The organism is Myxococcales bacterium (genome assembly GCA_016712525.1).
Lineage (GTDB): Bacteria > Myxococcota_A > Polyangia > Polyangiales > Polyangiaceae > JAAFHV01.
This window is the reverse complement of record JADJQX010000001.1, coordinates 732,371-758,038: the sequence shown is the minus strand read 5'-3', so window position 1 is coordinate 758,038 and position 25,668 is coordinate 732,371. Positions and strand designations below refer to the sequence as shown.

At 68.7% G+C, this 25,668-nt stretch carries 24 protein-coding genes; 11 read left to right on the top strand and 13 right to left on the bottom strand.

The window, feature by feature from the left end:
• Nucleotides 1-171: 171 nt before the first annotated feature.
• Nucleotides 172-987 carry a hypothetical protein gene (locus IPK71_03245; protein MBK8212740.1) on the bottom strand — a complete coding sequence of 272 codons (816 nt, stop codon included), beginning with the start codon at nucleotides 985-987 and terminating at the stop codon, nucleotides 172-174.
• 176 nt (nucleotides 988-1,163) lie between these two features.
• Between IPK71_03245 and IPK71_03240 the strand changes: the two genes are divergently transcribed.
• Genes IPK71_03240 through IPK71_03230 form a run of 3 tightly spaced genes read left to right on the top strand, consistent with a single transcriptional unit; the run spans nucleotide 1,164 to nucleotide 3,732 of the window.
• Nucleotides 1,164-2,051 carry a hypothetical protein gene (locus IPK71_03240; GenBank protein MBK8212739.1) on the top strand — a complete coding sequence of 296 codons (888 nt, stop codon included), beginning with the start codon at nucleotides 1,164-1,166 and terminating at the stop codon, nucleotides 2,049-2,051.
• Nucleotides 2,048-2,629, top strand: coding sequence for an RNA polymerase sigma factor (locus IPK71_03235; protein ID MBK8212738.1), 582 nt, complete (start codon nucleotides 2,048-2,050; stop codon nucleotides 2,627-2,629). Before IPK71_03240 ends, IPK71_03235 begins: the two co-directional genes overlap by 4 nt.
• Nucleotides 2,626-3,732, top strand: a complete 1,107-nt coding sequence (locus IPK71_03230) for a tetratricopeptide repeat protein (protein ID MBK8212737.1) — start codon at nucleotides 2,626-2,628, stop codon at nucleotides 3,730-3,732. The genes IPK71_03235 and IPK71_03230 overlap by 4 nt, the downstream gene beginning before the upstream one ends.
• 67 nt (nucleotides 3,733-3,799) lie before the next feature.
• On the opposite strand, the gene IPK71_03225 is transcribed toward IPK71_03230, so the two are convergent.
• On the bottom strand, nucleotides 3,800-5,407 hold the full coding sequence (locus IPK71_03225) for a family 10 glycosylhydrolase (GenBank protein ID MBK8212736.1): 1,608 nt from the start codon (nucleotides 5,405-5,407) through the stop codon (nucleotides 3,800-3,802).
• A gap of 307 nt (nucleotides 5,408-5,714) precedes the next feature.
• On the opposite strand from IPK71_03225, the gene IPK71_03220 reads away from it, so the two are divergent.
• On the top strand, nucleotides 5,715-6,851 hold the full coding sequence (locus IPK71_03220) for an alpha/beta fold hydrolase (GenBank protein ID MBK8212735.1): 1,137 nt from the start codon (nucleotides 5,715-5,717) through the stop codon (nucleotides 6,849-6,851).
• A 126-nt stretch (nucleotides 6,852-6,977) separates the two neighbouring features.
• Here IPK71_03220 and IPK71_03215 read toward each other — a convergent pair whose 3' ends face one another.
• The 3 genes from IPK71_03215 to IPK71_03205 form a co-directional block, all read right to left on the bottom strand.
• Nucleotides 6,978-7,295, bottom strand: a complete 318-nt coding sequence (locus tag IPK71_03215; protein MBK8212734.1) for a hypothetical protein — start codon at nucleotides 7,293-7,295, stop codon at nucleotides 6,978-6,980.
• A 76-nt stretch (nucleotides 7,296-7,371) separates the two neighbouring features.
• Nucleotides 7,372-8,289 (bottom strand): transposase, encoded by a 918-nt coding sequence (locus IPK71_03210; GenBank protein MBK8212733.1) that lies wholly within the window; start codon nucleotides 8,287-8,289, stop codon nucleotides 7,372-7,374.
• Nucleotides 8,290-8,731: 442 nt separating this feature from the next.
• Nucleotides 8,732-9,361 carry a protein phosphatase 2C domain-containing protein gene (locus IPK71_03205; GenBank protein ID MBK8212732.1) on the bottom strand — a complete coding sequence of 210 codons (630 nt, stop codon included), beginning with the start codon at nucleotides 9,359-9,361 and terminating at the stop codon, nucleotides 8,732-8,734.
• A gap of 424 nt (nucleotides 9,362-9,785) precedes the next feature.
• Between IPK71_03205 and IPK71_03200 the strand changes: the two genes are divergently transcribed.
• Nucleotides 9,786-10,166: a hypothetical protein gene (locus tag IPK71_03200; GenBank protein ID MBK8212731.1), complete on the top strand. Its 381-nt coding sequence runs from the start codon at nucleotides 9,786-9,788 to the stop codon at nucleotides 10,164-10,166.
• A 346-nt stretch (nucleotides 10,167-10,512) separates the two neighbouring features.
• Here the strand turns inward: IPK71_03200 and IPK71_03195 are convergent, their stop codons facing one another.
• Nucleotides 10,513-11,511: a helix-turn-helix transcriptional regulator gene (locus IPK71_03195; protein MBK8212730.1), complete on the bottom strand. Its 999-nt coding sequence runs from the start codon at nucleotides 11,509-11,511 to the stop codon at nucleotides 10,513-10,515.
• A gap of 490 nt (nucleotides 11,512-12,001) precedes the next feature.
• The gene (locus IPK71_03190; protein MBK8212729.1) at nucleotides 12,002-12,889 is read right to left on the bottom strand and encodes a hypothetical protein; all 888 of its coding nucleotides are present in this window, start codon (nucleotides 12,887-12,889) and stop codon (nucleotides 12,002-12,004) included.
• Nucleotides 12,890-13,980: 1,091 nt separating this feature from the next.
• On the opposite strand from IPK71_03190, the gene IPK71_03185 reads away from it, so the two are divergent.
• From IPK71_03185 to IPK71_03175, 3 genes are all read left to right on the top strand, one after another.
• Complete coding sequence (locus IPK71_03185; protein ID MBK8212728.1) at nucleotides 13,981-14,913, top strand: hypothetical protein; 933 nt, start codon at nucleotides 13,981-13,983, stop codon at nucleotides 14,911-14,913.
• Nucleotides 14,914-15,094: 181 nt separating this feature from the next.
• Nucleotides 15,095-15,679, top strand: a complete 585-nt coding sequence (locus IPK71_03180) for a hypothetical protein (GenBank protein ID MBK8212727.1) — start codon at nucleotides 15,095-15,097, stop codon at nucleotides 15,677-15,679.
• Between the two features lie 518 nt (nucleotides 15,680-16,197).
• Nucleotides 16,198-18,339, top strand: coding sequence for a M4 family metallopeptidase (locus IPK71_03175; protein MBK8212726.1), 2,142 nt, complete (start codon nucleotides 16,198-16,200; stop codon nucleotides 18,337-18,339).
• A gap of 184 nt (nucleotides 18,340-18,523) precedes the next feature.
• On the opposite strand, the gene IPK71_03170 is transcribed toward IPK71_03175, so the two are convergent.
• The 5 genes from IPK71_03170 to IPK71_03150 form a co-directional block, all read right to left on the bottom strand.
• The gene (locus tag IPK71_03170) at nucleotides 18,524-19,123 is read right to left on the bottom strand and encodes a hypothetical protein (GenBank protein MBK8212725.1); all 600 of its coding nucleotides are present in this window, start codon (nucleotides 19,121-19,123) and stop codon (nucleotides 18,524-18,526) included.
• Between the two features lie 10 nt (nucleotides 19,124-19,133).
• Nucleotides 19,134-19,517: a hypothetical protein gene (locus IPK71_03165; protein MBK8212724.1), complete on the bottom strand. Its 384-nt coding sequence runs from the start codon at nucleotides 19,515-19,517 to the stop codon at nucleotides 19,134-19,136.
• An 8-nt stretch (nucleotides 19,518-19,525) separates the two neighbouring features.
• Nucleotides 19,526-19,819: a helix-turn-helix transcriptional regulator gene (locus IPK71_03160; GenBank protein MBK8212723.1), complete on the bottom strand. Its 294-nt coding sequence runs from the start codon at nucleotides 19,817-19,819 to the stop codon at nucleotides 19,526-19,528.
• 808 nt (nucleotides 19,820-20,627) lie between these two features.
• Nucleotides 20,628-20,954 (bottom strand): hypothetical protein, encoded by a 327-nt coding sequence (locus IPK71_03155; GenBank protein MBK8212722.1) that lies wholly within the window; start codon nucleotides 20,952-20,954, stop codon nucleotides 20,628-20,630.
• A gap of 131 nt (nucleotides 20,955-21,085) precedes the next feature.
• Nucleotides 21,086-21,385: a DUF4258 domain-containing protein gene (locus IPK71_03150; protein ID MBK8212721.1), complete on the bottom strand. Its 300-nt coding sequence runs from the start codon at nucleotides 21,383-21,385 to the stop codon at nucleotides 21,086-21,088.
• Between the two features lie 198 nt (nucleotides 21,386-21,583).
• On the opposite strand from IPK71_03150, the gene IPK71_03145 reads away from it, so the two are divergent.
• On the top strand, nucleotides 21,584-21,922 hold the full coding sequence (locus IPK71_03145; GenBank protein ID MBK8212720.1) for a hypothetical protein: 339 nt from the start codon (nucleotides 21,584-21,586) through the stop codon (nucleotides 21,920-21,922).
• A gap of 843 nt (nucleotides 21,923-22,765) precedes the next feature.
• Here IPK71_03145 and IPK71_03140 read toward each other — a convergent pair.
• Entirely contained in the window at nucleotides 22,766-23,371 is a 606-nt protein-coding gene (locus IPK71_03140) for a hypothetical protein (protein ID MBK8212719.1), read from the bottom strand.
• A gap of 292 nt (nucleotides 23,372-23,663) precedes the next feature.
• On the opposite strand from IPK71_03140, the gene IPK71_03135 reads away from it, so the two are divergent.
• Both IPK71_03135 and IPK71_03130 read left to right on the top strand, forming a co-directional pair.
• Entirely contained in the window at nucleotides 23,664-24,023 is a 360-nt protein-coding gene (locus IPK71_03135) for a hypothetical protein (protein ID MBK8212718.1), read from the top strand.
• Nucleotides 24,024-24,538: 515 nt separating this feature from the next.
• Nucleotides 24,539-25,660 (top strand): DNA cytosine methyltransferase, encoded by a 1,122-nt coding sequence (locus IPK71_03130; GenBank protein ID MBK8212717.1) that lies wholly within the window; start codon nucleotides 24,539-24,541, stop codon nucleotides 25,658-25,660.
• The last annotated feature ends 8 nt before the right edge of the window (nucleotides 25,661-25,668 follow it).

Here is a 25,668-nt window from a genome sequence, read left to right as displayed (position 1 = left end):
TCCGACCTTCATCGCCAATTGCCAGTTTTCGTAATCGTCAATCGTCCCGGTTCGTCGACGCGCGCGGCGCGGGGGGCGCCACCGAACGAAGCGACCCTCGACCCGAGGCCTCGTCGCGTCGTGGCGCCGAGGTCGTCGTGTGGAGGGTCGAGGGGCGGTTTCGCGGGATCGTCAGGGCACGGCGGCGCAGGAGAGATCCCAGGTCGAGGTCTCTCGTGCCTTCTTCGTGGTCGTGTCGATCGTCGCCACGTCGGAGCCGTCGAAGGTCTGGACGACCGTCTTTCCCTTCTGGGCGTTGACGTGGGTGACCGAGCCCGTCGGGCAGAGATCGTTGCCCGCCTCGTCCTCGCAGATGCGGAGTGCGGCGATGGTGGTCTCGACCTGTCGGCCGTCGGCGAAGGTCGCGATGCCCTTGCCGTCGATGGTGCGGCAGCGGGTCGCCCGGTCGACGAGGATGACCTCGTCGGTCTCCTTCGTCATGTCGACGCCCTTGGCCGAGATGCCCGTCTTGACGCCGCGGCGCACGACGCGCTTCAGCGAGCCCTCGAACGTGATGTCCGACGACGCCTTTCGCGTGGCGGGGCGCCCGTCGATCGTGAGCGAGACGCTCTCGTGCTCCGCGTGGAGCGAGCCGTCCGGGTTCTGGCTGAACGTCACGCGCATCTCCCCGTTCACGACGTGGCGCCCGAGGCGACCCGTGCAGTTCGTGAGCACCACGTGGACGACGTTCGGATCGATCGGGTCGCGCGTCTTGGTGCGGCAGCCCTTCTTGGACTCGGCCTTCCCTTCGGCGGCGAGCATGCTCTCGACGGCGGCGCGCGCGTCGGGGGAGATGATGGACTCGAGCTCGCCCGCGCTGAGCCCGGACTCGAGCGCGGACGTGGTCGTCGACGCCTCCTCCTCCCCTTGGCCTTCGCCGGGAGAGAGGGCACACGCAGACGCGAGGACGGCGACGAGCGGAACGAGGATGATTCGGAACGACGGCATGATGACCTCCAATCGTACCCTCTCGGCTGGTCGAGGCCCGAACCTTCAAAAAAAGAAAATCGCTCGGACGATGAAGGTCGTAGCCTCGGCCGGCAGAGAGGGGCGTGGGCGTATTTCGGCCGGAGAACACGGGGGGGAGCGGGTTGGGCGTCGGGCTCGCCCTCGTGTGTGCCTCTGTGGGACTCTCTCTCCCTGCCCGCGCCGCCTGCCCCGTAGCGCTCGTCGCCCCTCGCCCGGACGTGGCGTGGGAAGGCGCCGTGGAGGCGCTGCGCGCGCGGGTGGTGGCCGACGACGCCCGCGACTGCGGGAGCATCGAGGTCGAGGTCACGCGGCAGGGCACCGCGCTGCTCACGTTCGTCACGAAGGACGGGCGGCGCGCCGCTCGCGGCCTGGCCACCGCAGACGAGGCGCTCCCGACCCTCGAGGCGCTGCTCGCCGTACCGGCGTCGACGCCCGCGTTGCCGCTCGACGACGGCCCGCCAAGGGTGCCCCCGCCGCCTCCGCGCGCGGACGCCCCTCCGTCGGGGGCCGTGCCTTCCGGTCCGCCCGCCGTGTGGTCGGTCGCAGCGGGAGCCGGGGCGCGCTTCGGGTTCTCGGGCGCGTACGGCTCCCCGGCGTTCGCGCTGCGGCCGAGCGTGCTCGTGGGGAGGTGGGAGGTGTCGGTGTCTGGCGAGTGGGCGCCGTCGTCGTCTTACCTCCCGGGGGGCGCCCCGGCCGGTTTCTCGGCGTGGTCGTTCCACGTGGGCTTCTTGCTGGCGCGTCGGCAGCCCGTGGGGCCCGTCGAGCTCGTGGGGGGCCTCGGCCTCGGCGTGGCCGCCGTTCGTGAGTCGGCGGACCCGGCCCCGGACGGGACGGCCCGCAGCCTCGAGACGGCTCAACCGCGTGCGACGCTCGACCTCCGCTGCATCTTCGGACGATCCCGCGTGAGGCCGCTCTTCGAAATCTCCGCCGACACCGTGCTCGGCGCGCTCGCGCGGCAAGGTTCGGACAAAAGGGATCTGCCCGACCTGCCTCGCTACGGGCTCGTCGCCGCCCTCGGCGTGGAGGCGCGTCTCCTCCCATGAGCACAGCGACCATGCGCAAGGACGCGACCTCGAACGACCTGGACGACGCCGCGCTCCTCGCGAAGGTCCGAGACGGAGATCTCGGTGCGCTCGGCGGGCTCTTCGATCGCCATGAGGGTGCGGTCCGGAGGATCGTCGAGCGGCTCGGTGTAGCGCCCGGTGACGTGGACGACCTCGTGCAGACGACGTTTTTGGCCGTGCCGCGCGCCGCCGAGCGCTACGACGGGCGCCCGGACGCGCGTCCGTGGCTCGTCGGTCTCGCCGTTCGCGAGGTGCGCGGGCATCGTCGCTCGCTCGCGCGATGGACGAGGCGACTCACGGCGTGGGCCTACGAGCCCAAGGTGGACGTACCCACGCCCGAGCGCGAGGCCACGGTCTCTCGCGACGTCGCGCGAACGGCGGAGGCCCTCGCGCGCCTCTCGGAGAAGAAACGCGACGTCCTCGTCCTCGTGACCCTGGAGGGGCTCTCCGGCGAAGAGGTCGCCGCGGCGCTCGACATTCCCGTCGCGACGGTCTGGACGCGGCTCCACCACGCGCGCAAAGAGATGCTCGCCCACGTCTTCGAGGAGGAATCATGAGGTCCGCTTCGCCTTGCCAACGCACGTGGGAGGCCGAGGCCGTCGTCGACGGGCGCCTCGGCGAGAAGGAGAAGGCATCGTTCGACCGGCACACGTCGGAGTGCGCGGCGTGCCGTGACGCCGTCGCGAGACTCCGCACGCTCGCCTCGTTGCTCGCGAGCGTGCCCTCTACGCCGCGGTCCGATCTCGATCGCCGTCGGCAGCGGAACGCGCTGCTTCGCGCCGCAAACGCGGCGGTCGTCGACGCGAAGCCTCGTGTCCCACGGATCGCCTTTGCGCTCACCGCGGGGGTCGCCCTGGCCGCCGCGCTCGCCTTCGTGTTCGGGCGCTCCGAGGCGCCGAAGGGGGCGTCCGTGCCGCCGCCTGCCGCGCGCTTCGAGGTCGCCGACGTCGCGCACGCGGACCTGCACGAGGAGCAAGTGGGGGAGCTCTCCCGGGTGACGATGCGCGGCGGGGTCGCCTCGTTCCACGTCGAGCGCGTCCGCGCGGCCGGGCGCTTCGTGGTCGCGGTCCCGGACGGCGAGATCGAGGTCCGCGGCACGCGCTTCGTAGTCGACGTGCAGAACGGAACCACCCGCTCCGTCACGGTGGTCGAGGGCCTCGTGGAGGTGCGCCTCAAGGGGTTCGTCGGGTTCCTCCGAGCGGGGGAGCGATGGCCCTCCACCGAGCCCGTCGCGTCGGCCTCCGTCGCGCTCGTGTCCGCGCCCGCGCCCGCGCCCGCGCCTGCGTCCGTGGTCGCCGTCGCGCCGTCCGCCCCATCCACGACGCCCTCGACGCGACCCAGCGTGGCGCCTTCGCACGCTGCCCCCTCTGCGCCGATGCCGGTGCCGTCGGTCGCGAAGATCGAGCCACCGGGGACGCGCTTCGCCGAGTGCATGAGGGCCTTCGACGCCGGCGACTACGGTCGGGCCGATGCCCTGTTCGGGGCCTTTGCCCGGGATTTCCCCTCCGACTCGCGCACGGAGGACGCGCTCTTCCTGAGGGCAACCTCACGTGCCCGCCGCGGAGATTCGGTAGGCGCTCGGGACGCGGCGCGTGAGTACCTGCGCCGGTATCCGAGCGGGTTCCGCGCGCCCGAGGCCAAGCGGCTCGTCGGAGAGTGACGCGCGGCCGGGGGCGCTCCGTCCCGTCGTCCGTGTCGGTCCGGCCACCGACTCCTTGGGCGCTCGTTCACGGATTGGTCAGCACGGCCCCGTCGCTCTCGAGCCCCTGGGCGTCGACGGCGCTGATCGCCCAGCTGCCACGTTCGAGCGTCACGCTGGCGGTCCGAGCCCGGATCCAGCGATCGAGCGCCGGAGGCCCGTCGACGCGGTAGACGGCGAACCCGCGGATCCGCGCGTCGTCGTGCGACAGCTCGGCCACGTCCCCGCGGAGGCGTACGGTGGGAGGCTCGACGCGGCCCGTGGCGTCCGCGAGGGGAGGAGGGAGCGCAGGCCTTGCCCAGAGCTCGGTGCGGAAGAGAGTGCCCACTCCGCCCGTGTCGCGGAGGAGGTTGCGCGCGGCGTACAGGGTCGCGCCGCGGGCACCCGAGCCGGCCAGGCCACGGACGGCGCTCACTTGAGCGCGGTACTCGCCGAGGTCCCAGTTGGTCGTGCCGGCCTTGGTGAGATCGAGCGCGGGGACGAGCCACTTTCCGGCGGCCGCGGTCTTCGAGGACCACCACGCCGCGAGGCTCGCGAACGGCTGCCCTGTCGAGGTCGTCGGCCAATAGAGCTGAGGGGCGAGGTAGTCGACGTCGCCAGCCGCGAGCCACGCGAGGGAATCGGCGGCGAGCGCCTCGTACGCATCGAGCCCGACGACTCCAGTCGGCTGCCCGGGCCGGTAGATGCCGAAGGGGCTCACGCCGAAGCGGGTGCCCGGACGGGCAGCTCGGATGGCGAGGTGTGCCGCGTGGACGAACGCGTCGACGTTGGCGCGCCGGAAGGCCGACCGGGACAGGGAGCCTCCGCCCGCTTGATAATCGGCATATGTCGCGTCGTCGGGATATGGAGTCCCAGCGATGGGATAAGGGTAAAAGTAGTCGTCGAAGACGACACCGTCGACGTCGTACCGCGAGACGATGTCGCGCACGACGGCTACGACGTGGTCTCGGACGGCGGGCGATCCGGGGTCCATCGTGACCGTGCTGCCGTAGAGATGAGCGTGCTCCGCGAGGCGCGTCGCCACGTGGGTCGGCGCGAGCGGTAGCGAGGCGTTCGTCGCGGCACGGAACGGGTTCAGCCATGCGTGCAGCTCGAGGCCTCGGGCGTGCGCTTGGTCGATCGCGAACCTTAGCGGGTCCCATCCCGGGCTCGCGCCTTGCGTCCCCGAGAGGAAGCGGCTCCACGGCTCGAGCGCGGAGTCGTAGAGGGCGTCGGACTCGGGCCTAACCTGGAGGAACGCCGCGTTCGCGCCCGCGGCGACGAGGGCATCGAGCAGCGTCGTGAGCTCCGCCTGCGCCGCGGCGGCGGTGAGGCCCTGCCTGCTCGGCCAATCGAGGTTGAACACGGAGGCGACCCACGCGGCGCGTAGCTCCCTCGGGTGGCTCACGGCCATCCGCGCGGGCCCAGCGTCTACCTGCGCGTCCGGGGTGGCGTCGGGACCCGCGTCGACCCGCGCGTCGGCGAAGGTGCCCGTCTCCGGCACGCTCGCGTCGGTCGGCGCCTCCGACGCGGGGTCGAAGTCGAGGGTCCCGCAGGCGGACACGAGCGCGACGGCCAAGGCGAGCAACGTTGCCTTCGTCGCCGTCCGCGCCGCCGGTCGGGAGATCACCTCGAGGGGGTAGACTGTCGGGGACATCGATCGCTGCGAGCATCGCACGGCAGGCGGTCGTCGTGAGGCGCCGATCTTGGCTCTCACGCGACGAGGTCGTACGACAGTGGCGGTCGTCGTTGCCTTCCTCCCGGGCCTCGGCGCTCGAGCGACGTGCGCCGGCGACGGGCAGGCACGACGGGTTCCTCGCCTGGTGCGGCGCGGCCCCGACGATCGGCGCCGTACCGCGGGTTTTCGCCAGGATTCCTTCCGACCGCGCGGCGTTCGTGCTGGCACACACCGTGCACAACGGTAGGTCATGCTCGCACGGTGGCGAGCTCGGGAGGAGCCTACGATGGTGCGCGCATGGATGATGGGTCTCGTGGCGGTCGGTGTCAGCTTCTCGACGATGGCCTGCACGGCCGAGACCGATGGGATCGACGAGGCCGACGACGAGATCAACGCGCAGAGCGCCACGTTCCGCTCCGAGGCCGAGCTCCGCACCGTCGAGGGCAAGAAGTCCGTGGTCGACGCGTTCACCCAGAGCTGCCAGCGAGGCACCCTGCGCGCGACGGCGCTCCCGTACCGCGGCGGACCGTACACCCTCGTCTATCACCGCTGCCCGGCCAAGGGGCCGAAGCGCGGAGCGTTCGCCGTCGTCCCCGGGACGACCGAGTCGTCGATCCGGTATGCCGAGTTCGTCGCCGACTGGACGGCGAAGGGCTACGAGCTCTTCATCCTGAACAACCGCGGCGAGGGCTTCAACGCCCGCCTCTTGTCCGACGATCCCTCGACGGCGGCCGACGAGTCGCAGCGCCGCCATATGGATTCCTTCGACGACTACGTGTCCGATCTCGATGACTTCGTCACGAAGGTCGTCGTGCCTGCCACTCCGAACGAGAAGCGCCTCATGCTCGTGTGCCACTCGATGGGAGGGGGCATTTGCACCCGCTACGCCGAGACGCGACCCAATAACCCCTTCAAGGGCCTCATGCTCAGCGCGCCGATGCAGGGCATCAAGATCGGCTTCTTCCAGCGTGGGCTCGCGAGCGTCGGCGGCCTCGCGCTCTCGGAGTCGTGGGTGCCTGGCGGTGGCCCGTACGACCCGAAGGAGGCTTTCCAGGGCAACGTCCTCACGGGCAGCGAGAACCGCTTCGCTCTGCGCCACTACGTGAACCAGCGCTTCCCCGAGGTGCAGCTCGGCAGCCCCACCTACGCTTGGGTGCGCCGCGCGGTCGAGGCGACCGAGCAGATCCAGCGCGACGCCTCGAAGATCACGAAGCCGATGCTCCTCCTGTCGGCGCTCTCCGACGACATCGTCGACCCCAAGTCGCACGAGACGGTCTGCAACGCGATGAACGGCGCCAAAAAGACGACGTGCACGCGCGTGCCGCTCCAGGCCGAGCACGAGATCTTCATCGAGCGGGACGAGGTGCGCACCGAGGCGTTCCGGCAGATGCTCGTGTTCATGGGCAAGGTCGCGCCTCTCTGAACGCGGGCAAGCGGTCGGCGCGGGCTTCCCTCGCGCCGGTCACCCACCTGAAGATCCGACCGACGTTGGCGCTAAGTTGCGGGAAGATCCGACCGACGTTGCGGGAAGATCCGACCGACGTTGGCGCTAAGTGGTTGAAACCACGTTGACGCCGAGCTCGCGGAAGAGGCGCCACGTCCCCGCTGGAAACAGCACATCCCGCACCGCGTTCCTCAACTTCGCGAACGCCTCCCGGTACGCCCCCAAGAACGCCGCCCGCTCCTTCATCGCGCGCACGGCCATCTCGACGTTCCCGCCCGCCGCGAAGCTCGGGTTCCGCGCCCCTTCCTTCTCGAACGACGACGCACGCGTCGTGTGCGGCACCGCAAAGATCCACTCGAGCGAGCGCACGAACTTCCCCGCCTTGCGCGCCACGATGCGCGCCTTCTCGACCGCCGAGTTCACCGCGGAGACGATGCGCTCCCGCGCCCCTTCGTGACCGGCGCGGCGGCGCGGCGGGAAGATCCGACCGACGTTGGCGCTAAGTGGTTGAAACCACGTTGACGCCGAGTTCGCGGAAGAGGCGCCACGTCCCCGCTGGAAACAACACATCCCGCACCGCGTTCCTCAACTTCGCGAACGCCTCCCGGTACGCCCCCAAGAACGCCGCCCGCTCCTTCATCGCGCGCACGGCCATCTCGACGTTCCCGCCCGCCGCGAAGCTCGGGTTCCGCGCCCCTTCCTTCTCGAACGACGACGCACGCGTCGTATGCGGCACAGCGAAAATCCACTCGAGCGAGCGCACGAACTTGCCCGCCTTCCGCGCCACGATGCGCGCCTTCTCGACCGCCGCGTTCACCGCGGAGACGATGCGCTCCCGCGCCCCTTCGTGACCGGAGCTCGCCTCGAGCGAGCGCGGCACCGTGATCGCGATCTCGGCCATGGCAGGCCAACGCGTGTTCTCCGCGTCGAAGTACACCTCGGGCCGCGCCACACGGAACGTGCGCGTGCCGATGTCGGTCGCCGCGAGCGTCACACCCGGCCAATCCTCGGGGCTCGAGACGAGGCCCGCTTCGACCACGTTCGCGAGCGTGTAGCCGATCTTCTGCAGCACCGCATCCTCGCCATAGAGCGCCACCACGCTCGCACCCTCGCGCGAAAAGACCTCCTCGGGCCACCCACGCAGCACCTTGATGGCGTTCGCGAGCAGGCGATTTCTCTGCGAAAGGAATTTTGGCAGCTCACCGCGCGTGTCGGTCAGCACCTCGTGAAGGTGGTTCGAGAGCATCTGCACCGCATGGATCTCGATGCCGAACTCTGCGGCGAGCACGGCGGTCGCGTACCAGTAGAACGCGAGCAGCATGCGCCGCTTGTCCGGGTTCAAGAGGAAGTAGCGGCGCGTGGTCCTGCGCGTGACGAGGTAGGTGGTGCCCGGAACGATGCGACGAGGGTTGGACATACCGCCCACTAGGCACGTCGCGGGCCAACGCGAAATTGCGGGAAATGTCGGGCAGAATGGGATCTTCTGGGTGGCCAGGCCACATTTTGGGGGTGGCCTGGCCACCCGACGCCTCCGCCGTTTCTGTCGAATCTCGTTCCCGTATCCCGTGTCGGTAAGATTCTCCAATGCACCCCCGTGATTTCGCGGACTTGGCGTCAACGTCGGTCGGATCTCCCCCCCTGACGTCGGTCGGATCTCCCCCCTGATATCGCGGACTTGGCGTCAACGTCGGTCGGATCTCCATTGATCTCCATTTCGGTCGGATCTCCATTTGAAAGCTTCGCCCGGGTCGACGGCGCGTCACGGAACCCGATACGGCTTGTCGGATTTCTGCGGTCTTCGCGGGGAGTCGGGGTTCAGACCTTCCGGTCAGACCTTCCTCGCTCGTTTGGTGGCCCCGTCAGCGGACGAGCACGAGGGCGAGATCGTCCTGGAGGTTTCCGTTCGAGAGCGTGACCGCACGAACGAGGGCGCGGCCCAGCGCGTCGAGGTCGTCGTGCTCGCCCGCCAAGTGCGCAATCCTCTCGAGCGCAGCGTACGAGAGCAGACCGTCCGTCGCGACGAGCAGGGTGCCATCGAGCTTCGGCCACCAGAAGGGCACCGGCAGCGCACGTCCGGAGCCGAGCCGACGCTTCCGGTGCTGCTTCTCCGTCAGGTCGTCGAGGTGCTCCCTGGTCGTGACGATGAGGGCGCCCGAATCCCCGCAACTCGCGCCGGCGAAGTGGCCATGCTCGGTGATGGACACCACCACAATCGTCGTCTCGCCGGCCCCGGGGTCGGAGGCGATGAGAGCGTCGGCCTCGGCCAGCACCTCGATCCACCGATCGGCCGAGGACGGGTCGAACGTCTCGCGATCGAGCGCGGCGCCGACGCTCTTCACGGCAAGGTCGGCGGCCCGGCCACCACCTGCGGCGCCTCCGGTGCCATCGGCGACGACGACCACGGCTCCATCGCGGCACGGGAACACGGCGAGCCGGTCCTCGGTGGCCGTGCGGGAGGAGGCGGCGACGGTCGTGATCTTGAGGGGCATTCTGCGTCGGGACTCGTGTGTTCAGGGGCCGGTGGTGGACCGACCGACGTTGGCGCTCGAAGGACGGAGACGACTCGCTCGAGTATATGACCCGGCCAGGCCATGCGGGTGGCCGGGCCACCTCGCGCTTCCGCTGTCTCGCGTGCCTGGTGCCCGTGTCTGACGGAGCTCGCGAGCCGTGCCCATGCCGTGACTGCGTCGGTTGGAGCTCGCCGCTCCCATGATTTCGCGGACTTGGCGTCAACGTCGGTCGCATCTCGCGGACTTGGCGTCAACGTCGGTCGGATCTCCAGATCTCCGGATCTCATCTCTTGCTCCCTTGGTTCCGACCGAATGGGTGACTGTCCACGACCGGACATGCTCGTCGCGAAATCGAAATGGGATCACGCGTGGACGACCAAGCAGACCTCGAGGTGATCCTTCCATGACTATCCTTCGCTTGGGTGCCGCGCTCGCCGCGTTCACGCTCGTCTTTGCCCCGTCACTCTCCCGCGCCGATGTCCTCCCTGGTCCCGAGCCGGGGTCGTCCGACGGTTGCGGCGACAAGTCCATCGGCGACAGTTGTTCGTACGGAGACACGAAGGCTACCTGCATCGACCGGTGCCTCGAGCTCGGTCTCGAGGCCGGCGTGGCGCTCTCGGACGGCGGGTTGTGCCGAGGTACTCCGGTCCTCGTCTGCGAGGGGCCGCCGCCTAGGGGCTGCGCGGTCTCTTCTTCGTCGGCGCCCATGTGGGGGGCTTGCGTGGTCGCCCTGGGCTTCGTCCTCGCGTCCGCCATTCGCCGACGGGGGCGCCAAGGCGATTGACGTGATATCGCGAACTTGGCGTCAACGTCGGTCGGATCTCTCGACGGGGGATCTCTCGACGGGGGCGCCAAGGCGATTGACGTGATTTCGCGAACTTGGCGTCAACGTCGGTCGGATCTCTCGGCGGATATCGCGAACTTGGCGTCAACGTCGGTCGGATCTCTCGGCGGATATCGCGAACTTGGCGTCAACGTCGGTCGGATCTCTCCCGCATGCCTGCTGCCTCCGCCGTCTCGGTCGGATCTTGTTCCCGTATCCCGTGTCGGTCAGATTTTCCCATGCACGGACGTCGGTCGGATCTCCCCCTCGCGGGTCGTCCCGTCCGGAGCGGAGAGGCCGACTACCCTCACCCCTCGTCGCCCATCGCGGCGCGGAGGAGACCGAGGTCGCTCGTGTCCGCGATCCCGAGCTTCCGGAGCGCCACGTGGAGGTAGCGGGCCACCGTGCCCTCGGCGATCCCGAGCTCGTACGCGACGGACTTGTCGGCGTGACCTACGGCGACGAGCGCCACCACTTGACGCTCGCGGTCCGTGAGGGCGCGAGGGCCCCGGGCGATCGGCGCGTTCTTCTTCGCCACGAAGAGCCGCTTGCCGTCGGTGTCGAAGCGGTCCACGACGGAGTATTCGCCAGAGAACAGGCACTGCCACAGGTCCAACGCTTCGTGCTCGTCCGTCCCGCGGAGGCGTGCGCGGTCCACGTCGCGTGCCGCGTCTCGGAGCACCGAGAGGGACGCTTCGGCGCCCTTGGCGGCGTCGAGGACGTGGCCCGCCGAGTCGAGGATCGCGTCCGCACCGTCGAGCAGCGACGACCCACTCGCCGCCCGCTGCATGCGTAGCCCCGCCGTCACGTGCGCCGCCACCCGTGTCCAGAGCGCGCGCTTCTGCGGGTGGGTGCGCACCTCCTCGCGGGACGGATGAAGGAAGCTCACGCCCTCGTGGGTCGCGTCGGTGCAGAGGAGGTTCAGAGAGTCGTAGCTGCCCGTCCGGTCCTCGATCTCCCCCTGGATCGCCTCGATCTTCTTCAGGATCTCGGGCAACGCCTCGCGCGAGCCGGTGAGGATCGAGCCGCGCGCGTAGACGCGGGCCGCGTCTTTCACGAGCTCCTCGGGCATGGGCGCGTTGTGCTGGTCGCGGCAGCAGTTGAGGTCGTCGTCGGTCGCGGTCCCGACGCGCGTCCAGCCGCGGGTCTCCGGGACACCGTGAGGCCGCCATCGCACGAAGTACGCGACGCCCCCGCCGTGCGGTCCGATCTCCTTCGCGACGACCTCGGCGACCTCGGAGAGCCACGCCTCGTCCGACGCGCGACGCACGTACGCGGCCTCGATCACGCGGAGCGCCGAGCTCATCGCGCGACCCCGTGGTGACGACGGAGCCCCGCCGCGAGCTCCCGGCGCGCCCTTGCCGACGATGGGGCAGCGCGGACCTGGGCATGCCGTGAGGACAAGGTCATGCCCCAAGTATACGGGGAACGATGTCGCTTGCCGCGCCAAGGGACCAACGTTGCTCCGCGTCGGGGGACGGGGGGCGCTGGCGGGCGACCGGTCGGGCCTCTCGGCGGACTGACGTGATTTCGCGGACTTGGCGTCAACGTCGGTCGGATCTCGCTGACGTCGCGGACTTGGCGTCAACGTCGGTCGGATCTCGCTGACGTCGGTCGGATCTCGCTGGCGTCCCTCGGATCTCTCCCGCGTGCCCGGGCCCGCGTCGGAAGGGCACGCCCGCGCCGATCACCACGAGGGCGCGCCCAAAACACGAAAGCCCCGAGGGGGCTCGGGGCTCGTTCGAGGGCTCGGCGGGCCTCGTCCGGGCCGGGGGACCGGCCTTGCTGTCGTGAGGTCACTCGGTGGGCGCCGAGTCCTCTTCGGTGTCGTCGTCGATCGAGGTGTCTTCTTCGGTGTCGTCCTCGCTCATGGCGGCTTCGCGCGTGGCGCGCTCGAGGGTGCCGAGCCCCTGGAGGACGGCCATGAGCTTCTCGTCGCTCGCGAGCGCGAAGGTGGCGGCGTCGCGGACCTCGCGGAGGGCCTCGAGCGCATAGGCCATCGCCTTCTTGCGCAGGATGACCTCGGAGAGGCCGCCCTTGGCGCGGCGGGTGCGGAGGCTCGCGACCTCGCTCAAGGCGCGCACGTGGTCGCGCGCCGTCGCGATCGTGGCGTCGACGTCGACGCGTACTTTGGTGACGAGGGCGCGGTGCTCGGTGAAGAGGTGGATGAGCGCGCCAAAGTCCTCGATGGTGTCGGCGACGCCACTGCCCTCTTGGATCTTGGTGAGGGTCTGTTGCACGTCCGGCAGCGCGCGGAACGCGTAGCGGGCGATGCGCATCATCTCGCGGCGGTGGGCCTCGGCCTTCTCGATGGTCGCGTTCTCTTCGGCGGTGTACGAAGTGCGCTGCATCTGCCGGAGCGTCTGCGTCGCCTGCACGAGCAGAATGCGTTTGGGCAGCTCGGACAGGTACATCGGGTCGAGGCCCACGGCGAGCAGGGCGCTCGTGTGCGGCTTCACGGCGTCGAGCAGGAGCTTGCCGTGGTGGACGAGCACGTTCGGCGGGAGCCTATGCTCGGTGATCGGAATGGGCTGGAGGAGGAGCTGGTGCTCGGCCACGAACGACGCCGCCGTGTGCCCCTCGGGGAGGAGGAGCGTCACCGACGCGGTCGTGATCGCGGGCTTCTGCGAGGGTTTTTTCGCCGGCTTGGTGGTCTTGGCCGCGCGGGGGGAGAGAGTCGCCATCGTTACCTGTTCTTCTCGGGTCGAGCGCCGGTCGATTCCGACGTTCGCCACACCCCCGTCTCGGCAGGCCCGCCCCCGTTGTTGCGAAAATTCGACGAGGCCCCTCCGATTTCGTCGTCCCTCGGTTTTTGCCCTGCGTTCGTCGCTCGTTCGCGCGCCGTCCCCCGCCGTATGCGCCAACGCACGCGCCGTTCGCATCCCCTTAGGGTCGGTCGTCGCTCGCTCGCGCGGCGTTCGCACCCCCGCGCCGGTCGTTGCCATGCCGAGGGGCGCCGTGGTCACGTCGACACGTCCCGTTGCCATCCCGAAGAGCGCCGTTGCCATGGGTGTCCGGCGCGGTACGGGCCCGATCGCCTCGGTACGGATGGGAGGCGCGTTCGTACGGCCTCCGGTTTCGCTTGGTACGGGCCCGGCAGCGCGCCGTTCGACGTCCCGGGCGCCTCGTTCGAATGGGGAGGAGCTCCGTTTGGGGTCGGGCGTCTCCCGTACGGATACTGGAAGCTCGGTACGGATAGGGGAGGGCCTCGGTACGGATAGGGGAAGGCCTCGGTACGGATAGGGGAGAGCCTCGGTACGGATGGGAAGGTGGGCTGTCGTGTCTCCCCGGCCCGCGCCTACGCTCCGATGTCATGGCGTCCGAGCATGTGGCCCGGCCAGGCCATGGGGTGGCCCGGCCACCTGCCGCCACCGCGGTCTCGCGCGCTTGGCGTCAACGTCGGTCGGATCTCCGCGCAGGCTCTCTCTCCCGAACTGGCATGATTTCGCGTGCTTGGCGTCAACGTCGGTCGGATCTCGCCTCCGTGGTGACGACAGAGCCACGCCGCGAGCTCCCGGTGCGCCCTTTGCCGACGATGCTCCGCGGCGATTGACGTGATTTCGCGAACTTGGCGTCAACGTCGGTCGGTCTCTTGCGCCCTTTGCCGACGATGCTCCGCGGCGATTGACGTGCTCGGTCGGATCTCATCCGGTCGGATCTCATCGCGTGCGTCTCGCTCGCTCCTCGTGGCAGGTGAGCTGCATCCCGATTCTTGGCCTGTCCGCTCGGACGCGTCCCTTGACACTATCCGGCGTGCCGCGTGTAGGCTCGTCGTGTGACCCGACAGCCTGCCAAGACCCCTTCACCGACGACCAAGGCCCCGAAGAAGAAGGGCGCGGCGAGCGCGAAGGCCCCGAAGAAGGGCGCGGCGAGCGCGAAGGCCCCGAAGAAGGGCGCGGCGAGCGCGAAGGCCCCGAAGAAGGGCGCGGCGAGCGCGAAGGCCCCGAAGAAGGGCGCGGCGAGCACGAAGGCTCCGAAGAAGGGCGCGGCGAGCGCGAAGGCCCCGAAGAAGGGCGCGGCGAGCACGAAGGCTCCGAAGAAGGGCGCGGCGAGCACGAAGGCTCCGAAGAAGGGCGCGGCGAGCACGAAGGCCCCGAAGAAGGGCGCGGCGAGCACGAAGGCCCCCGCGAAGAAGACGGCGCGAGCCTACGCCGCGCCGGCGTCGATGGTCGCGCGCGCGACCCAGAACGACGTGTCGAGCGTCTATCGTGGGCGTGAAGCTCACTTCCTCGCGCTTCGCAAGAAGGACCCGGCAGCGAGCTTGCGCGAGCGCCTCGAAGCCATCGCGGAGCGCTCGAACAGCGACCAGTTCCAGGTGGACTTCGGTTACGCAAGTGGGCTGCTCGCGCGCGGGTGGGCGGTGATCGCCGTGCCGGAGGACCGCGTCATCTATACGCTGGGCCTCCACTACCACTTTGGGCAGCCGGAGGTGATGCTGGGTGACCAGCCACTCGACGAGCAGCCAGGTCGTGTCGCCGAGCTCACGGCGCTGCTCAACGAGCTCGGTGATCACGTGGCCTCGGGGCTCCGTCTCGGCGCCGGGGACGCGGTCGAGATCGGCGGCCTCCGGCTCGCGCTCCACGCGTTCGGCGACGACGATTTCGATCGTATGCCCTGCGGCTACCTCGCGACGTTCGAGGAGATGTTCGAGGACCGCTTCCACGAAGTGGGCAGTACGCTCCCGGTCCTCCGCGCGACGCTCGCCTGACGCGGCAACCGCAGGACGGACGGAAGAACCGACCGACGTTGACGCCAAGTGGTTGAAAAGACACGGGGGACGAACCGACCGACGAGCTCGGACCCGATTCTTCCGGGAGGGGAAGAAAGGGAGGCGAGGCGCCGTATGGGCCTTCGGTATGCGAAGCCCTTCCGCGATTTGCCGCCGTTTCGTGGTCCCCGTCGCACTGGTTCTCGCCGCGTGCAGCGGCGCTGCGCCGAGTGACTTGTTCGGCCCCGCCCCCACCGGCATCTCGTCGAGCAGCCCTTCCGCTTCGGCGGCGCCATCCGCGCCCACGTCCGAGCCGGCCCCCACGGAAGAGCCAGCGGCCCCGCCCACACCCGAGCCGGCCCCCACGGAAGAGCCGCCCCCCGAGCGACCTTCACCGGGTGACGCCAGCCTCCTCGACGCAGGGCGACCCGACGCGCGCGACGCCTCCACGACGTGTGCGCCCCAACCCTCGGTCTGTCCGACCGGCTGGACCTACTCGAACGACGGCAGGACCCACACGTGCTCGGTCGCGTTCAGCGCCCCCGCAGGCGCCCGCCCCTACTGCGAGTACTCGAGCATGGGCTACCTCGGCTACAGCTTCCCGCTCACGCCCGCCTACACGTGCCCGACCGGAGCGCGCTACGCCCCGAGCACCGTGGGATATTGCCTCTGGGAGGGCATCGTCTTTCCACCGGGCACGAGCATCACGTGCACTTCGGTCGCTTCGGGATCCATGCGTTTCTCTTGGGCCTGCGGGGCTCCTTGAGCTGGCCCCACTGAGGAGCACCGTGAGCGACGTGGGAGCCCTCGCACGAGCTCCCCGCCTCACATCGCGACCGACGTGACGCCGTCGCGCGCGAGGTCGCCCTGCCCGAGGAGCCAGGCGGCGCTGCCCTTTTTGGAGCGGCCAGCGGGGTGTTTTGAGGGGAAGAACCGACCGACGTTGACGCTAAGTATTTGAAACCACGCGGATGCTGTGGTCGACTCGGCACCGAGGCCACCGAGGCCACCAAGGCCAGCCCCGACCGACGTTGACGCCAAGTGGTTGAAAGTACGAGCGGCGCGGGCGGGCAGAACCGACCGACGTTGACGCCAAGTGGTTGAAAGTACGAGCGGCGCGGGCGGGCAGAACCGACCGACGTTGACGCCAAGTGGTTGAAACCACACAGCCGCCAAGCTCGGCGCGGCCCAGCCTCGCGAGGGGGTCAGCTTTCGTGTCGCGTCGAAGCCGAAGAATCGTCTCCAAGGACGCAACGTCCGTGAGCATCCGGCCGACAGGTGGGCATGAAACGCACCTCCGCCCTCGCCCTCCTCCTCCTCGCCGCCTCGGCCGTCGCGCTCGCTGCCTGCTCCGCCGGCGACGACGGACCGCCCCCGCTCCCAGTCGTGGCGCCTACTTCGGTCACGGACCACCTCTCCCTCCTGACCGGCGCCCGTTGGGCCGCGAACCCGCACCCGGTGACGGGGAAGCCGAGCCTCTTTCTCTCGCTCGACGACGGACGTCCGGTGCTCGCCTCGGCTACGGACCCGAAGGAAGCGCTCGCGTTCCTCGAGCCCCTCCGCGACGGCCTCGGAGTTCACGAGCCCCTCGCCAACGAGCTCACCGGCGTGGTCGTCACTAAGGCAACGGCGAGCTCTCTCGGTGTGCTCCGCTTCGAGCAACACGTGCCGGGGACGGACATTCCGGTGTTCGATGGCGCCGTGCTCGTCGGCGTCGCTCACGACGGGAGGCTCGCCTACGTCGAGTCGTGGGCCGCATCGGGGCTCGACGCGTTCGACGCCACCCCGGGCATCACCCTCGAGCGCGCGGTCGAGATCGCGAAGTCGGTCGCACCAGGAGCCGAGATCGTGACGGGCGCTTACCAGCCGACGCTCGGCGTCCGCGCGACCGACCCGGATCACCCCGTGCTCGTCTTTCGCATCAGCCTGAGTGGAGGCGGGTCGAGGCGCATCGACGTCGACGCCAAGACGGGAGCCATCCTGTCGAACGAAGTGACCTCGATCGGCGGGGTGGCGAACCTGACCTCGTCCCAGGCGCTTCTGCCTCCTGGGGATCGGAGATTGGCTGTCGGCAAGGCGCTCCAGGTCCAAGTCACCGGCACGAACATCGGCGGCCCGATCGACAGCGGCGAGCTCGTCGTTCGAGAGGATATTCCCGCCTGCGCCAAAGACAACGTCGCCGCGGCCAGCTCTCATCCCATCCCGTTCGTCCCTGGGTTGGGACCTCTGCCGGGCACCGCCGATCTGCGTCTCCCGACGCGTTGCGACCATGACGGCGGCCGAGAGCGGACCCAAGGGATCGCCGTCGACGCCGCTCACTACGTCGAGAGAATCGCCCACTACTTCAAGGACCAGCTCAGCATGCCGCTCTGGGGTTGCGGCGAAGAGGTCACGCTCTTCCTCCACGACGACACCATTACGGGGAATGCCGTTTACGACCCGAACCGTGGGCTCATTCGAATCAGCGACGCGATGCCGGCCAGCTCGAAAAACGGCCCGCGGAGGTACTCGCCGGCGACGAGCCTCGAGTTCCTCGCCCACGAGTACACCCACGGCGTCATCGAGGCCGTCACGTCGGGACGGCTCGCGAACCCGCGCGTGCGACCGGGAGCCGGCCTCGGCGTGAGGGGTGAGGCGGGCGCGCTCAACGAGGGAATCGCCGACGTCTTCGCCGGAGGAATCGAGGCCCTCCTGACGAACGACGGATCCGGTCTATGGAAGTTCGCTCCCGACGTGCGCACCGACGGAAAGGCATTTCGTGACTACATCGACCCGCGCCGCGGCGCAGACGGGGGCACGCTCCACTTCGATCGCAAGGTCCCGTTCGACAGCAACGACGACGCCGGGGGTATCCACTCCAACTCGCTGCTCGTGACGCAAGCGTGGGCGCTCATGGTGCGCGGCGGGTACAACAAGCACTCGAAGCTGGGGGTGACCGCCGAGCTCGAGCTGCCGCTATCGATTCGCCTCTTCTGGGAGACGCTGGCGTCGATGGCGGGGCCGACGGCGACGATCCGAGGGTTCGCCGAGAAGATGCTCCACCATCAGCGAGAGGGCATCCCTGCGCTGAATGCGTCTCAAACCAACCTCCAAAAGGGCTGGGTCAAGCACTCGCTCGTTTGCGCGTGGACCGCCGTCGGGGTCATCCCGCCGGGTGAGGCCAAGTCGCGTTATGGCGTGATCTGCCCCACCGACGGCTCCGAGACCGCGGCGCCGAGCTGCGAGGGCCGGGCGAACGGCGTGTACTGCGACAGCCGCCCCACCCACGACTACAACGCGTTCGAGTGCAAGAACGGCTCGATCAAGGTCGGCGCGCAGTGCCCCTCGGGAAAGTACTGCCACCTCACCAAGGGGACCTACAAGTCGTTCGCCAAGACGGGCTCCGACGGGCGCGCGACCTGCTTCGACGAGCCCCAGGCCGATTGAGCCATGCCGAAGAACCGAAGAACCGACCGATGCGGAAGAACCGAAGAACCGACCGACGTTGACGCCAACGGGTTGAAAATACACAGCCACGAAGCTCGGCCCGCCTGCGCACAGGGGTCAGCTTTAGCGTCGCGAGGGGGTCAGTTTTACGGACGCCCGACACGCGCCGGCGCCCCCACGGCGCCTAGACATCTCCGGCGAGCGAGGCGCGGAGGAGAGCGAGGTCGGAGGTGGAGGTGAGGCCGAGCTTCTTGAGTGCGGCGTGGAGGTGGGCCGCGACCGTGCCCTCGGCGAGGCCGAGCTCGTAGGCGGCGGACTTGTCGGAGTGGCCGACGGAGACCAGCGCGACGACCTGCCGCTCGCGCTCGGAGAGCGCACGAGGACCACGTGCCTCGGGGGCGTTGCGCTTCGCGACGAAGAGGCGCTTACCGTCCGTATCGAACCTGTCGACGACGGAGTACGCCCCAGAAAAGAGGCACTGCCAGAGCTCCAGCGCGTGCTCGTTGTCCGTCCCGCGGAGGCGCGCGCGGTCGACGTCGCGTGCGGCACGACGGAGCGCGTCGACCTCCGGCAAGGCCCCGGGAGACGCATCGAGCACACGGCCGTCCACGTCGAGGATGGCGTCCGCCTCCGCGAGCCCAGCCCGCGCGGCCCCACGTTGCATGCGAAGCCCCGCCGTCACGTGCGCCGCGATCCGCGTCCAGAGCGCTCGTTTCCGTGGGTGCGTGCGCACGAGCTCGGGGACCGCATGGACGAAGCCAACTCCGCGGTGCGACGCGTCCATGCATACGAGGTTAAGTGCCGACTCGCGCCTCGGAGGTCCCGTGGAGCCCCTCGAGCTCGTCGAACGTCGCGCCGAGCGCCTCTCTCGTTCCTGCGAGAAAGCTCCCACTCGCGTAGACCCTCGCCATCGTCGTGGCGCGCTCGTCGGAGATCCCGGCGGGAGAGTGTTGCTCGCGTGTGTACGCCACGACGCGTGGGTCGCAGCCCGCGATGGCCGTCCAGCCGTGGCTGTCCGGAAAGCCTCGCGCCTTCCAATCGACGAAGAACGCCACACCACCCGCGGGGGCCTCGAGCGCGCGGGCGACGGCCTCTCCGACGCGGGTGAGCCAAGCGGACTCGGAGTCGACGCGCAGGTAGGCGGCTTCGATGACGGCGAGCATCGGGGGCGTGGACACGGGGGCTCCTAGACATCTCCGGCGAGCGAGGCGCGGAGGAGAGCGAGGTCGGAGGTGGAGGTGAGGCCGAGCTTCTTGAGTGCGGCGTGGAGGTGGGCCGCGACCGTGCCCTCGGCGAGGCCGAGCTCGTAGGCGGCGGATTTGTCGGAGTGGCCGACGGAGACCAGCGCGACGACCTGTCGCTCGCGCTCGGAGAGCGCACGAGGACCACGTGCCTCGGGGGCGTTGCGCTTCGCGACGAAGAGGCGCTTACGTCCGTATCGAACCTGTCGACGACGGAGTACGCCCCAGAAAAGAGGCACTGCCAGAGCTCCAGCGCGTGCTCGTCGTCCGTCCCGCGGAGGCGCGCGCGGTCGACGTCGCGTGCGGCACGACGGAGCGCGTCGACCTCGGGCAAGGCCCCGGGAGACGCATCGAGCACACGGCCGTCCACGTCGAGGATGGCGTCCGCCTCCGCGAGCCCAGCCCGCGCGGCCCCGCGTTGCATGCGAAGCCCCGCCGTCACGTGCGCCGCGATCCGCGTCCAGAGCGCCCGCTTCCGTGGGTGCGTGCGCACGAGCTCGCGCGAGGCGCGGAAGAACCGACCGACGTTGGCGCCAAGTGCTTGAAACCACGCGGATGCCCAGGTCGGCCCGGCTCGGAGATGGGGGTCAGTTTTAGCGACGCGAGGGGGTCAGTTCTACGGACGCCCGCCATGGGCCGGAGGGGAAGAACCGACCGGCGTAGGGCCAGATGGGAAGGACCGACCGACGTTGACGCCAAGGCGGAAGAACCGACCGACGTTGACGCCAAGTGGTTGAAACCACACGGGTGCCGTGGTTCCCGAGCACGCGGCGGGCGACTCTCCGCCGCCTCGAGCCCCTCGTCATCGCCGACCTCGCTCCCATCCTTCGCCGCGGAGCTCGCCCGTGATTTCGGGGGCTTGGCGTCAACGTCGGTCGGATCTCTGGTGGGATCTCTCCCTGCTGCCTCTGCCGAAGTACGGGGGTTTTCTCGGCGCCTCCCCCTACGACGGCCACGCCTCGCTCACGAGCCCAGCGCGGCAGCCCGGGGGCGGGCTCGACGCTTCGAGATTCCTCCCCGTGGCAATCGAGAACAGTATCGTCGCCGCTACGCGGAAGCGTGAACCTCGAAGGTGGGCGGCCGACGCGGCGTTGTTCCCGTCCGCGGCGTCGTCGAATCGTAGCTCTCGAGACGCTTTCTCATTGCGACGGTGAGGCGGAGCCAGACCTCGGTCTTGACGGGCATGCTCTTCTCGCCGCTCTCCCACGCGAGCACCGTCTCGTCGGCTACGCCGATGGTCTGCGCGAAAGACGCGCTTGAAAAGCCGAGGTATTTGCGCAGGAACTTTCGTTCGACCGGCGCAAGGCGCGACGTCTTCCTCGCGAACGTGAGGGCGAGGAGCCGATGCAAGCTCTGGAGCGCGGGCAAGCGCACGGCAGAATGGTCACAGTCCAGGCAAAATCGCACCTCGACGTTACGAAGGGTGACGTGGGGTAGACCCCCTTCGACGTACGCACGTGTCTCGACGCGGACGTTCGTCATCCCTCCGCACTCCGGGCATCGCCTCACCTCTTGCGCCATGCCGTCACCACTGCGAGCTCTTCGCTCGAATAGATTATGACCACCACCACCATCAGATCCGTATGTACGCGGTACCGCCACGTCGAGTCCTTCGAGGACTGTTCGGCGGGCTCGTAAATCTTACCGCACCGCAAGACATTTTCTGCGTCCGTCGTCTCGAGACTGTCCCTCTTCAGCTCGTCCCTTGCGTGCTTCCAGTACTCGACCGTGCCTCGTGCAAGAATCTCGCTGATGAGCTTCCGAGCGTGCCCGGAGTTGAGTGGATGCTTAAGGTCCTCCGGCAAAATGCCCCCCCGGCATAAGAAGTCTAACCGACCCACCCCAGGGAGGCCCCCTGTTTCTTCGGTCGGGCGTTCGGGTTCCGTGAAAAACCTCTAAGTTACGGTGGTTTACCGTCGGCTCTGTGTCGGACATTGTTTGTCAGCCCTGGTCCGTCAGGAGCGCGTGACGCGCGCCGGAGGCTCGGGTAGGCTGAGACAGCCATGAGTGACCGCGTTGTCATCCCTTCCTTCGAGGCGTTTTCGGAAGCCACGCTCGCGCTCGGGAACGAGGCTTTCGGTGCGGTCGTGCGTGCGGCGCTTTGGCGAGCGTCGCACGGCTGGAAGGTCGGCCCTCATGTAGCTTGGGAAATCCCGGTGAACGTCGCTCACAACCTCGCGGCCGAGCGGGTCTGGACGAACATCTGCAACGTCGGCGCTGCGAGGCTGGTCGGCGACGCTTATGTCCTCGACCGCCCCCTCTGGGGCGTGGCCGAGGAAGTGAACGGTGAATGGCTCGTGTTCGACCCCAAGCACGACGAAGACGGCGCGGGGGCGCGCTAGCGCCGAGCGCGACCTACAACCGACATCGATTCCGAGGACCTCCGGCCATACAGAGAGCCCTGGGAGCCTCGTCTTGCGCGGGATTCCGGTCGCCTTCGACGCATGGGGCATCGTGCCCCATGCAGCCCGGGCCGAAGCCGCTTTGTCGCCCGCGAAGGAGCGACGCAACGCACGTTAGCATCCGGCCTGACGATCGTGGTCATCGCGTCGTCGAACCAGAGATCCTTCACCCCGACGTAGCCTCGTCGCACCCGAAGCTCGTGTGCCCGCGCGCGAGAGGGAACCTCCGCCTCCCATGCGCGCGGCCCGCGCCACGAATCCGGTCGCCGCGCCCTCCGCATCCGAAGCCATCACGACGAAACGCGCTTCGCTCACGAGCGCACGCGAAGAGCACGCGGCGCCGCCCCACTTCTCACCGTCGACGCCGGTCTCGTTCGCCACGAAACCACGCGATGCGACGTCCGCACGCGATGCGAAGACCACGAAACCGCGCAACGTCGCGTCCGCATCCGATGCGAAGGCTACGAAACCGCGCAACGTCGCGTCCGCACCCGATGCGATCGCGGTCGGAAGCCAAAGAATCGCGTTCTCATCGGATGCGAACGCGACCGAAACGCGCACCGTCCCGTTCTCAGCGGATGCGAAGGCGATCGAAACCGGATTCGTCGCGTTCGCACCCGATGCGGACGCGACATGGCAACCCGAAGTGGCGATCGCATCACGTAACCCCGCGAATCTTCACCCCGTGGGCGCCGCTCCGGCGCTGTCGTCGCGTGTGCGCAAGGCAGCACGCGCGGCCCCTCGTGGTCGGGAGAGGCCGGCGCGCGCGTGTGCGCAGGTGGGTCAGGAGGTGGGGGCGGGCTTGGGCTCTTCGCCCGTCTCTTCTTCGGCGCCTTCGGCTTGGCCGGGCCGGCGCGACGAAGGCCGAATGCGCGACGCGAGCTCCTTGTTGCCCGCGACGTTGAGGAGGGCGGAGAGCAGGGTCGCCGTGCTCGAGAACGCGGTGTCGAAGGAGCTCATCGCCGCGCGCTTCTTGACGAGGGTAGCCTCGGCCTCGCGGGCCTCACGCGCGACGTCGTCGAGGGCTGCTTGCACGTCGCCCAGGAGCGCCTCGAGGTCGTCGGCCGCGGCCTTGCCGGAGAACGAAGCGCCCTTGAGCCGCGGCTTGCCCAAGTCGACCGAGCGGAGCGCCTTGCACACCGCCGCCACGTGACGGACGAGGAGCGCGGGGTCGCGCGGCGTGGTCCCCTCGAGGCCGAGCCGCTCGCGCGCACCGCCGCCGAAGAGCCCGACGACGATCTCGCCCGTCTCGACGACTTTGGAATAGAGCGCCTGCGTCGCCGAGTCTCGTTTTTCACGCGGGCCGATGTCGTCGGCCATCTCGAGCTCGTGCGCGTCGTCTGCTGCGGTGAGAGCCGAATAGCTCTTTGGCCCCGGTCTGAATCGCATCCGCATGAGTATTCGCCGCCGCGACCACGAACGTAGACGACTTCGCCCGTGCGGCAACCTGCTTCGACGCCATATGCCCCTCCAACCCTATGAAATGGCGAGCCAACCGCCCGCGGGTGGGAAGAGTTAGCCGCAACGGAGAAGTTGGCAAGGGGAAGATCGTGGGGTCGCTGAAAAATAAATCGTTGACGCACGTGCTGGGCATGGTGTGCCATGAACGAGCGCCCCCGGACGGTACGAGGGCGCAGGGGGAGGCGGGGGAGGCATGGGCATGGGGGGCGAGAGATGGCGCGTGGCCACGCGACCGCTCGACGGGGCGGCGAGGGGCGGACGGACCGCGCTGGCCGCCGGGCTCGGCGTCTGGCAGACCGACGTGACGACGACGAGCTTCGCGGTCCCGCCCTTCACGACGCTCACGGCCACGAGCGCCCTCTGGCCGAAGCTCTTCCGGCGCGCGAGCTCCTACTTCCAAGACGAGCCCACTGCCCAAGACCGGTCCGGCTTCCCCGACTGGCTCGCCCGCAACCACGACGCATGCCTCGACCTCGACACCGGAAGCCGGTGCGCGCTCCACAACTACGTGACGTACGACGCGGCAAAGGGAGAGGCGAAGCTCACGAAGGACCTGACGCGGCTGATGTTCAAGGGGTAGGTGGGGTGGGTGCGCTCCTTTTCTCGACGTGAGCAGGACCAAGAACAACGGGAGGTCGACGAATGCCGATCGTGAACGCAAGGGTTGCACGCTGCTCGAGCGACCTGAAGCCAGGGGTCCTCTGCTGCTCGTGGTGCGGCAAGTGTGGGGAGCACCTACATGCTCACGCCACCAAGGGCATGTCGACCCCGTTGGTGGCGCAGTGTGCAGGGTGCGGCAACACAGGCGTCCTATGCTGCTCGGCATGCGGGAACTGCGGAGAGCATCTCCATTCCTGGTGCCCACAGGCTCCGCCCTAGCCGGACCTCGGGGGAAGCGGGGGGGAAGCGGGAACCACGACCACTCGGCGGGGGGGGCCGGTCGTCGACGCTCCCCAGCCCCAGCCCCGACCCGGTTGGGACATGCTCCGCGCCGCACCTCCCTGTTTTTTGCCGAACCGACGTCGCGCATTCTTGCCCAGCCGATGGTAACCTGACAGCCCCTCGAGCCTAGCTCAGTGCCCACGCCTTGACTCCATGAACAGCTCCCCTCAGCGAACCAAAATCGAGTGCGTCGACCTCTTCTGCGGAGCCGGTGGTCTCACACGCGGTCTAATCGACTCAGGCATCAGTGTCGTAGCGGGCATCGATACGGATCCTGCATGCGCACACCCCTACGCGGAGAACCATCCCGGGGTCGCCTTTCATCAACGCGACGTCACCACACTTCGCGCGGACGAACTCCGGCGCTGGTACGGTCCAAAAAGCGTACGAGTTTTGGCCGGATGTGCCCCGTGCCAACCCTTCTCGACGTACTCGAATCGGTACGCAACCGTGGGAACCCAGAGATGGAGGCTACTGTATCAATTCGGGCGCCTCGTCGACGAGTCGTCACCTGACATCGTGACGATGGAGAACGTGCCGACAGTCGTACGGCACAGTATCTTTCATGAGTTCGTGAAGACTCTCCAGAATTCTGGATATCATGTCTGGCACTCCGTAGTCGACTGTGCGGACTACGGTCTCCCGCAGAGGCGACGTCGAACCGTATTGCTGGCGTCTCGCTTCGGCCCGGTGGAACTTCGGCCCTCGCGAGAAGTCAAGCGGAGAACGGTCGATGACGTCCTTCGATCGCTGCCTCCAGTACGTCACGGGTCGGCCTCCAAGGACGATCCACTCCATGCTGCTGCAACGCTCTCTCCTCTGAACCTCGCGCGAATCAACGCATCGAAGCCCGGCGGCTCCTGGCGCGAGTGGCCTGCTCACCTGGTGGCCGAATGCCATCGGCGTACGACTGGTAGCAAGTATCCATCGGTATATGGAAGAATGAAGCCCGATGAGCCAGCCCCTACGCTTACGACGCAGTTTTACGGCTTCGGAAGCGGACGCTTTGGACACCCTCGGCAGGCTCGCGCCCTCTCTTTGCGAGAGGGCGCGATCTTGCAGGGCTTTCCGGTGGACTATTCTTTCCTTCCTTCAGGCGGGCGCGTGCACTTCAAGATCCTTGGGAGACTCATTGGCAATGCCGTCCCCGTCGATCTTGGACGCGCCATCGGGGAAGCGATCGTGGAACACGTCCAAGCGCATCTTGGCGGGACTTCTGGTTCGAGCGTTCGGAGGGCCCGTGTCAAACAGAAGCCCAAGCGCGTCCACGCCTGAAGCGCGCC

What these genes read in the sequence shown, in the direction of transcription:
- IPK71_03245 (MBK8212740.1), bottom strand. Translation starts at nt 987, where the DNA reads ATGCCGTCGTTCCGAATCATCCTCGTTCCGCTCGTCGCCGTCCTCGCG.
- IPK71_03235 (MBK8212738.1), top strand. Translation starts at nt 2,048, where the DNA reads ATGAGCACAGCGACCATGCGCAAGGACGCGACCTCGAACGACCTGGAC.
- IPK71_03230 (MBK8212737.1), top strand. Translation starts at nt 2,626, where the DNA reads ATGAGGTCCGCTTCGCCTTGCCAACGCACGTGGGAGGCCGAGGCCGTC.
- IPK71_03225 (MBK8212736.1), bottom strand. Translation starts at nt 5,407, where the DNA reads ATGTCCCCGACAGTCTACCCCCTCGAGGTGATCTCCCGACCGGCGGCG.
- IPK71_03220 (MBK8212735.1), top strand. Translation starts at nt 5,715, where the DNA reads ATGGTGCGCGCATGGATGATGGGTCTCGTGGCGGTCGGTGTCAGCTTC.
- IPK71_03210 (MBK8212733.1), bottom strand. Translation starts at nt 8,289, where the DNA reads ATGTCCAACCCTCGTCGCATCGTTCCGGGCACCACCTACCTCGTCACG.
- IPK71_03205 (MBK8212732.1), bottom strand. Translation starts at nt 9,361, where the DNA reads ATGCCCCTCAAGATCACGACCGTCGCCGCCTCCTCCCGCACGGCCACC.
- IPK71_03200 (MBK8212731.1), top strand. Translation starts at nt 9,786, where the DNA reads ATGACTATCCTTCGCTTGGGTGCCGCGCTCGCCGCGTTCACGCTCGTC.
- IPK71_03195 (MBK8212730.1), bottom strand. Translation starts at nt 11,511, where the DNA reads ATGAGCTCGGCGCTCCGCGTGATCGAGGCCGCGTACGTGCGTCGCGCG.
- IPK71_03190 (MBK8212729.1), bottom strand. Translation starts at nt 12,889, where the DNA reads ATGGCGACTCTCTCCCCCCGCGCGGCCAAGACCACCAAGCCGGCGAAA.
- IPK71_03175 (MBK8212726.1), top strand. Translation starts at nt 16,198, where the DNA reads ATGAAACGCACCTCCGCCCTCGCCCTCCTCCTCCTCGCCGCCTCGGCC.
- IPK71_03170 (MBK8212725.1), bottom strand. Translation starts at nt 19,123, where the DNA reads ATGGACGCGTCGCACCGCGGAGTTGGCTTCGTCCATGCGGTCCCCGAG.
- IPK71_03145 (MBK8212720.1), top strand. Translation starts at nt 21,584, where the DNA reads ATGAGTGACCGCGTTGTCATCCCTTCCTTCGAGGCGTTTTCGGAAGCC.
- IPK71_03140 (MBK8212719.1), bottom strand. Translation starts at nt 23,371, where the DNA reads ATGCGATTCAGACCGGGGCCAAAGAGCTATTCGGCTCTCACCGCAGCA.
- IPK71_03130 (MBK8212717.1), top strand. Translation starts at nt 24,539, where the DNA reads ATGAACAGCTCCCCTCAGCGAACCAAAATCGAGTGCGTCGACCTCTTC.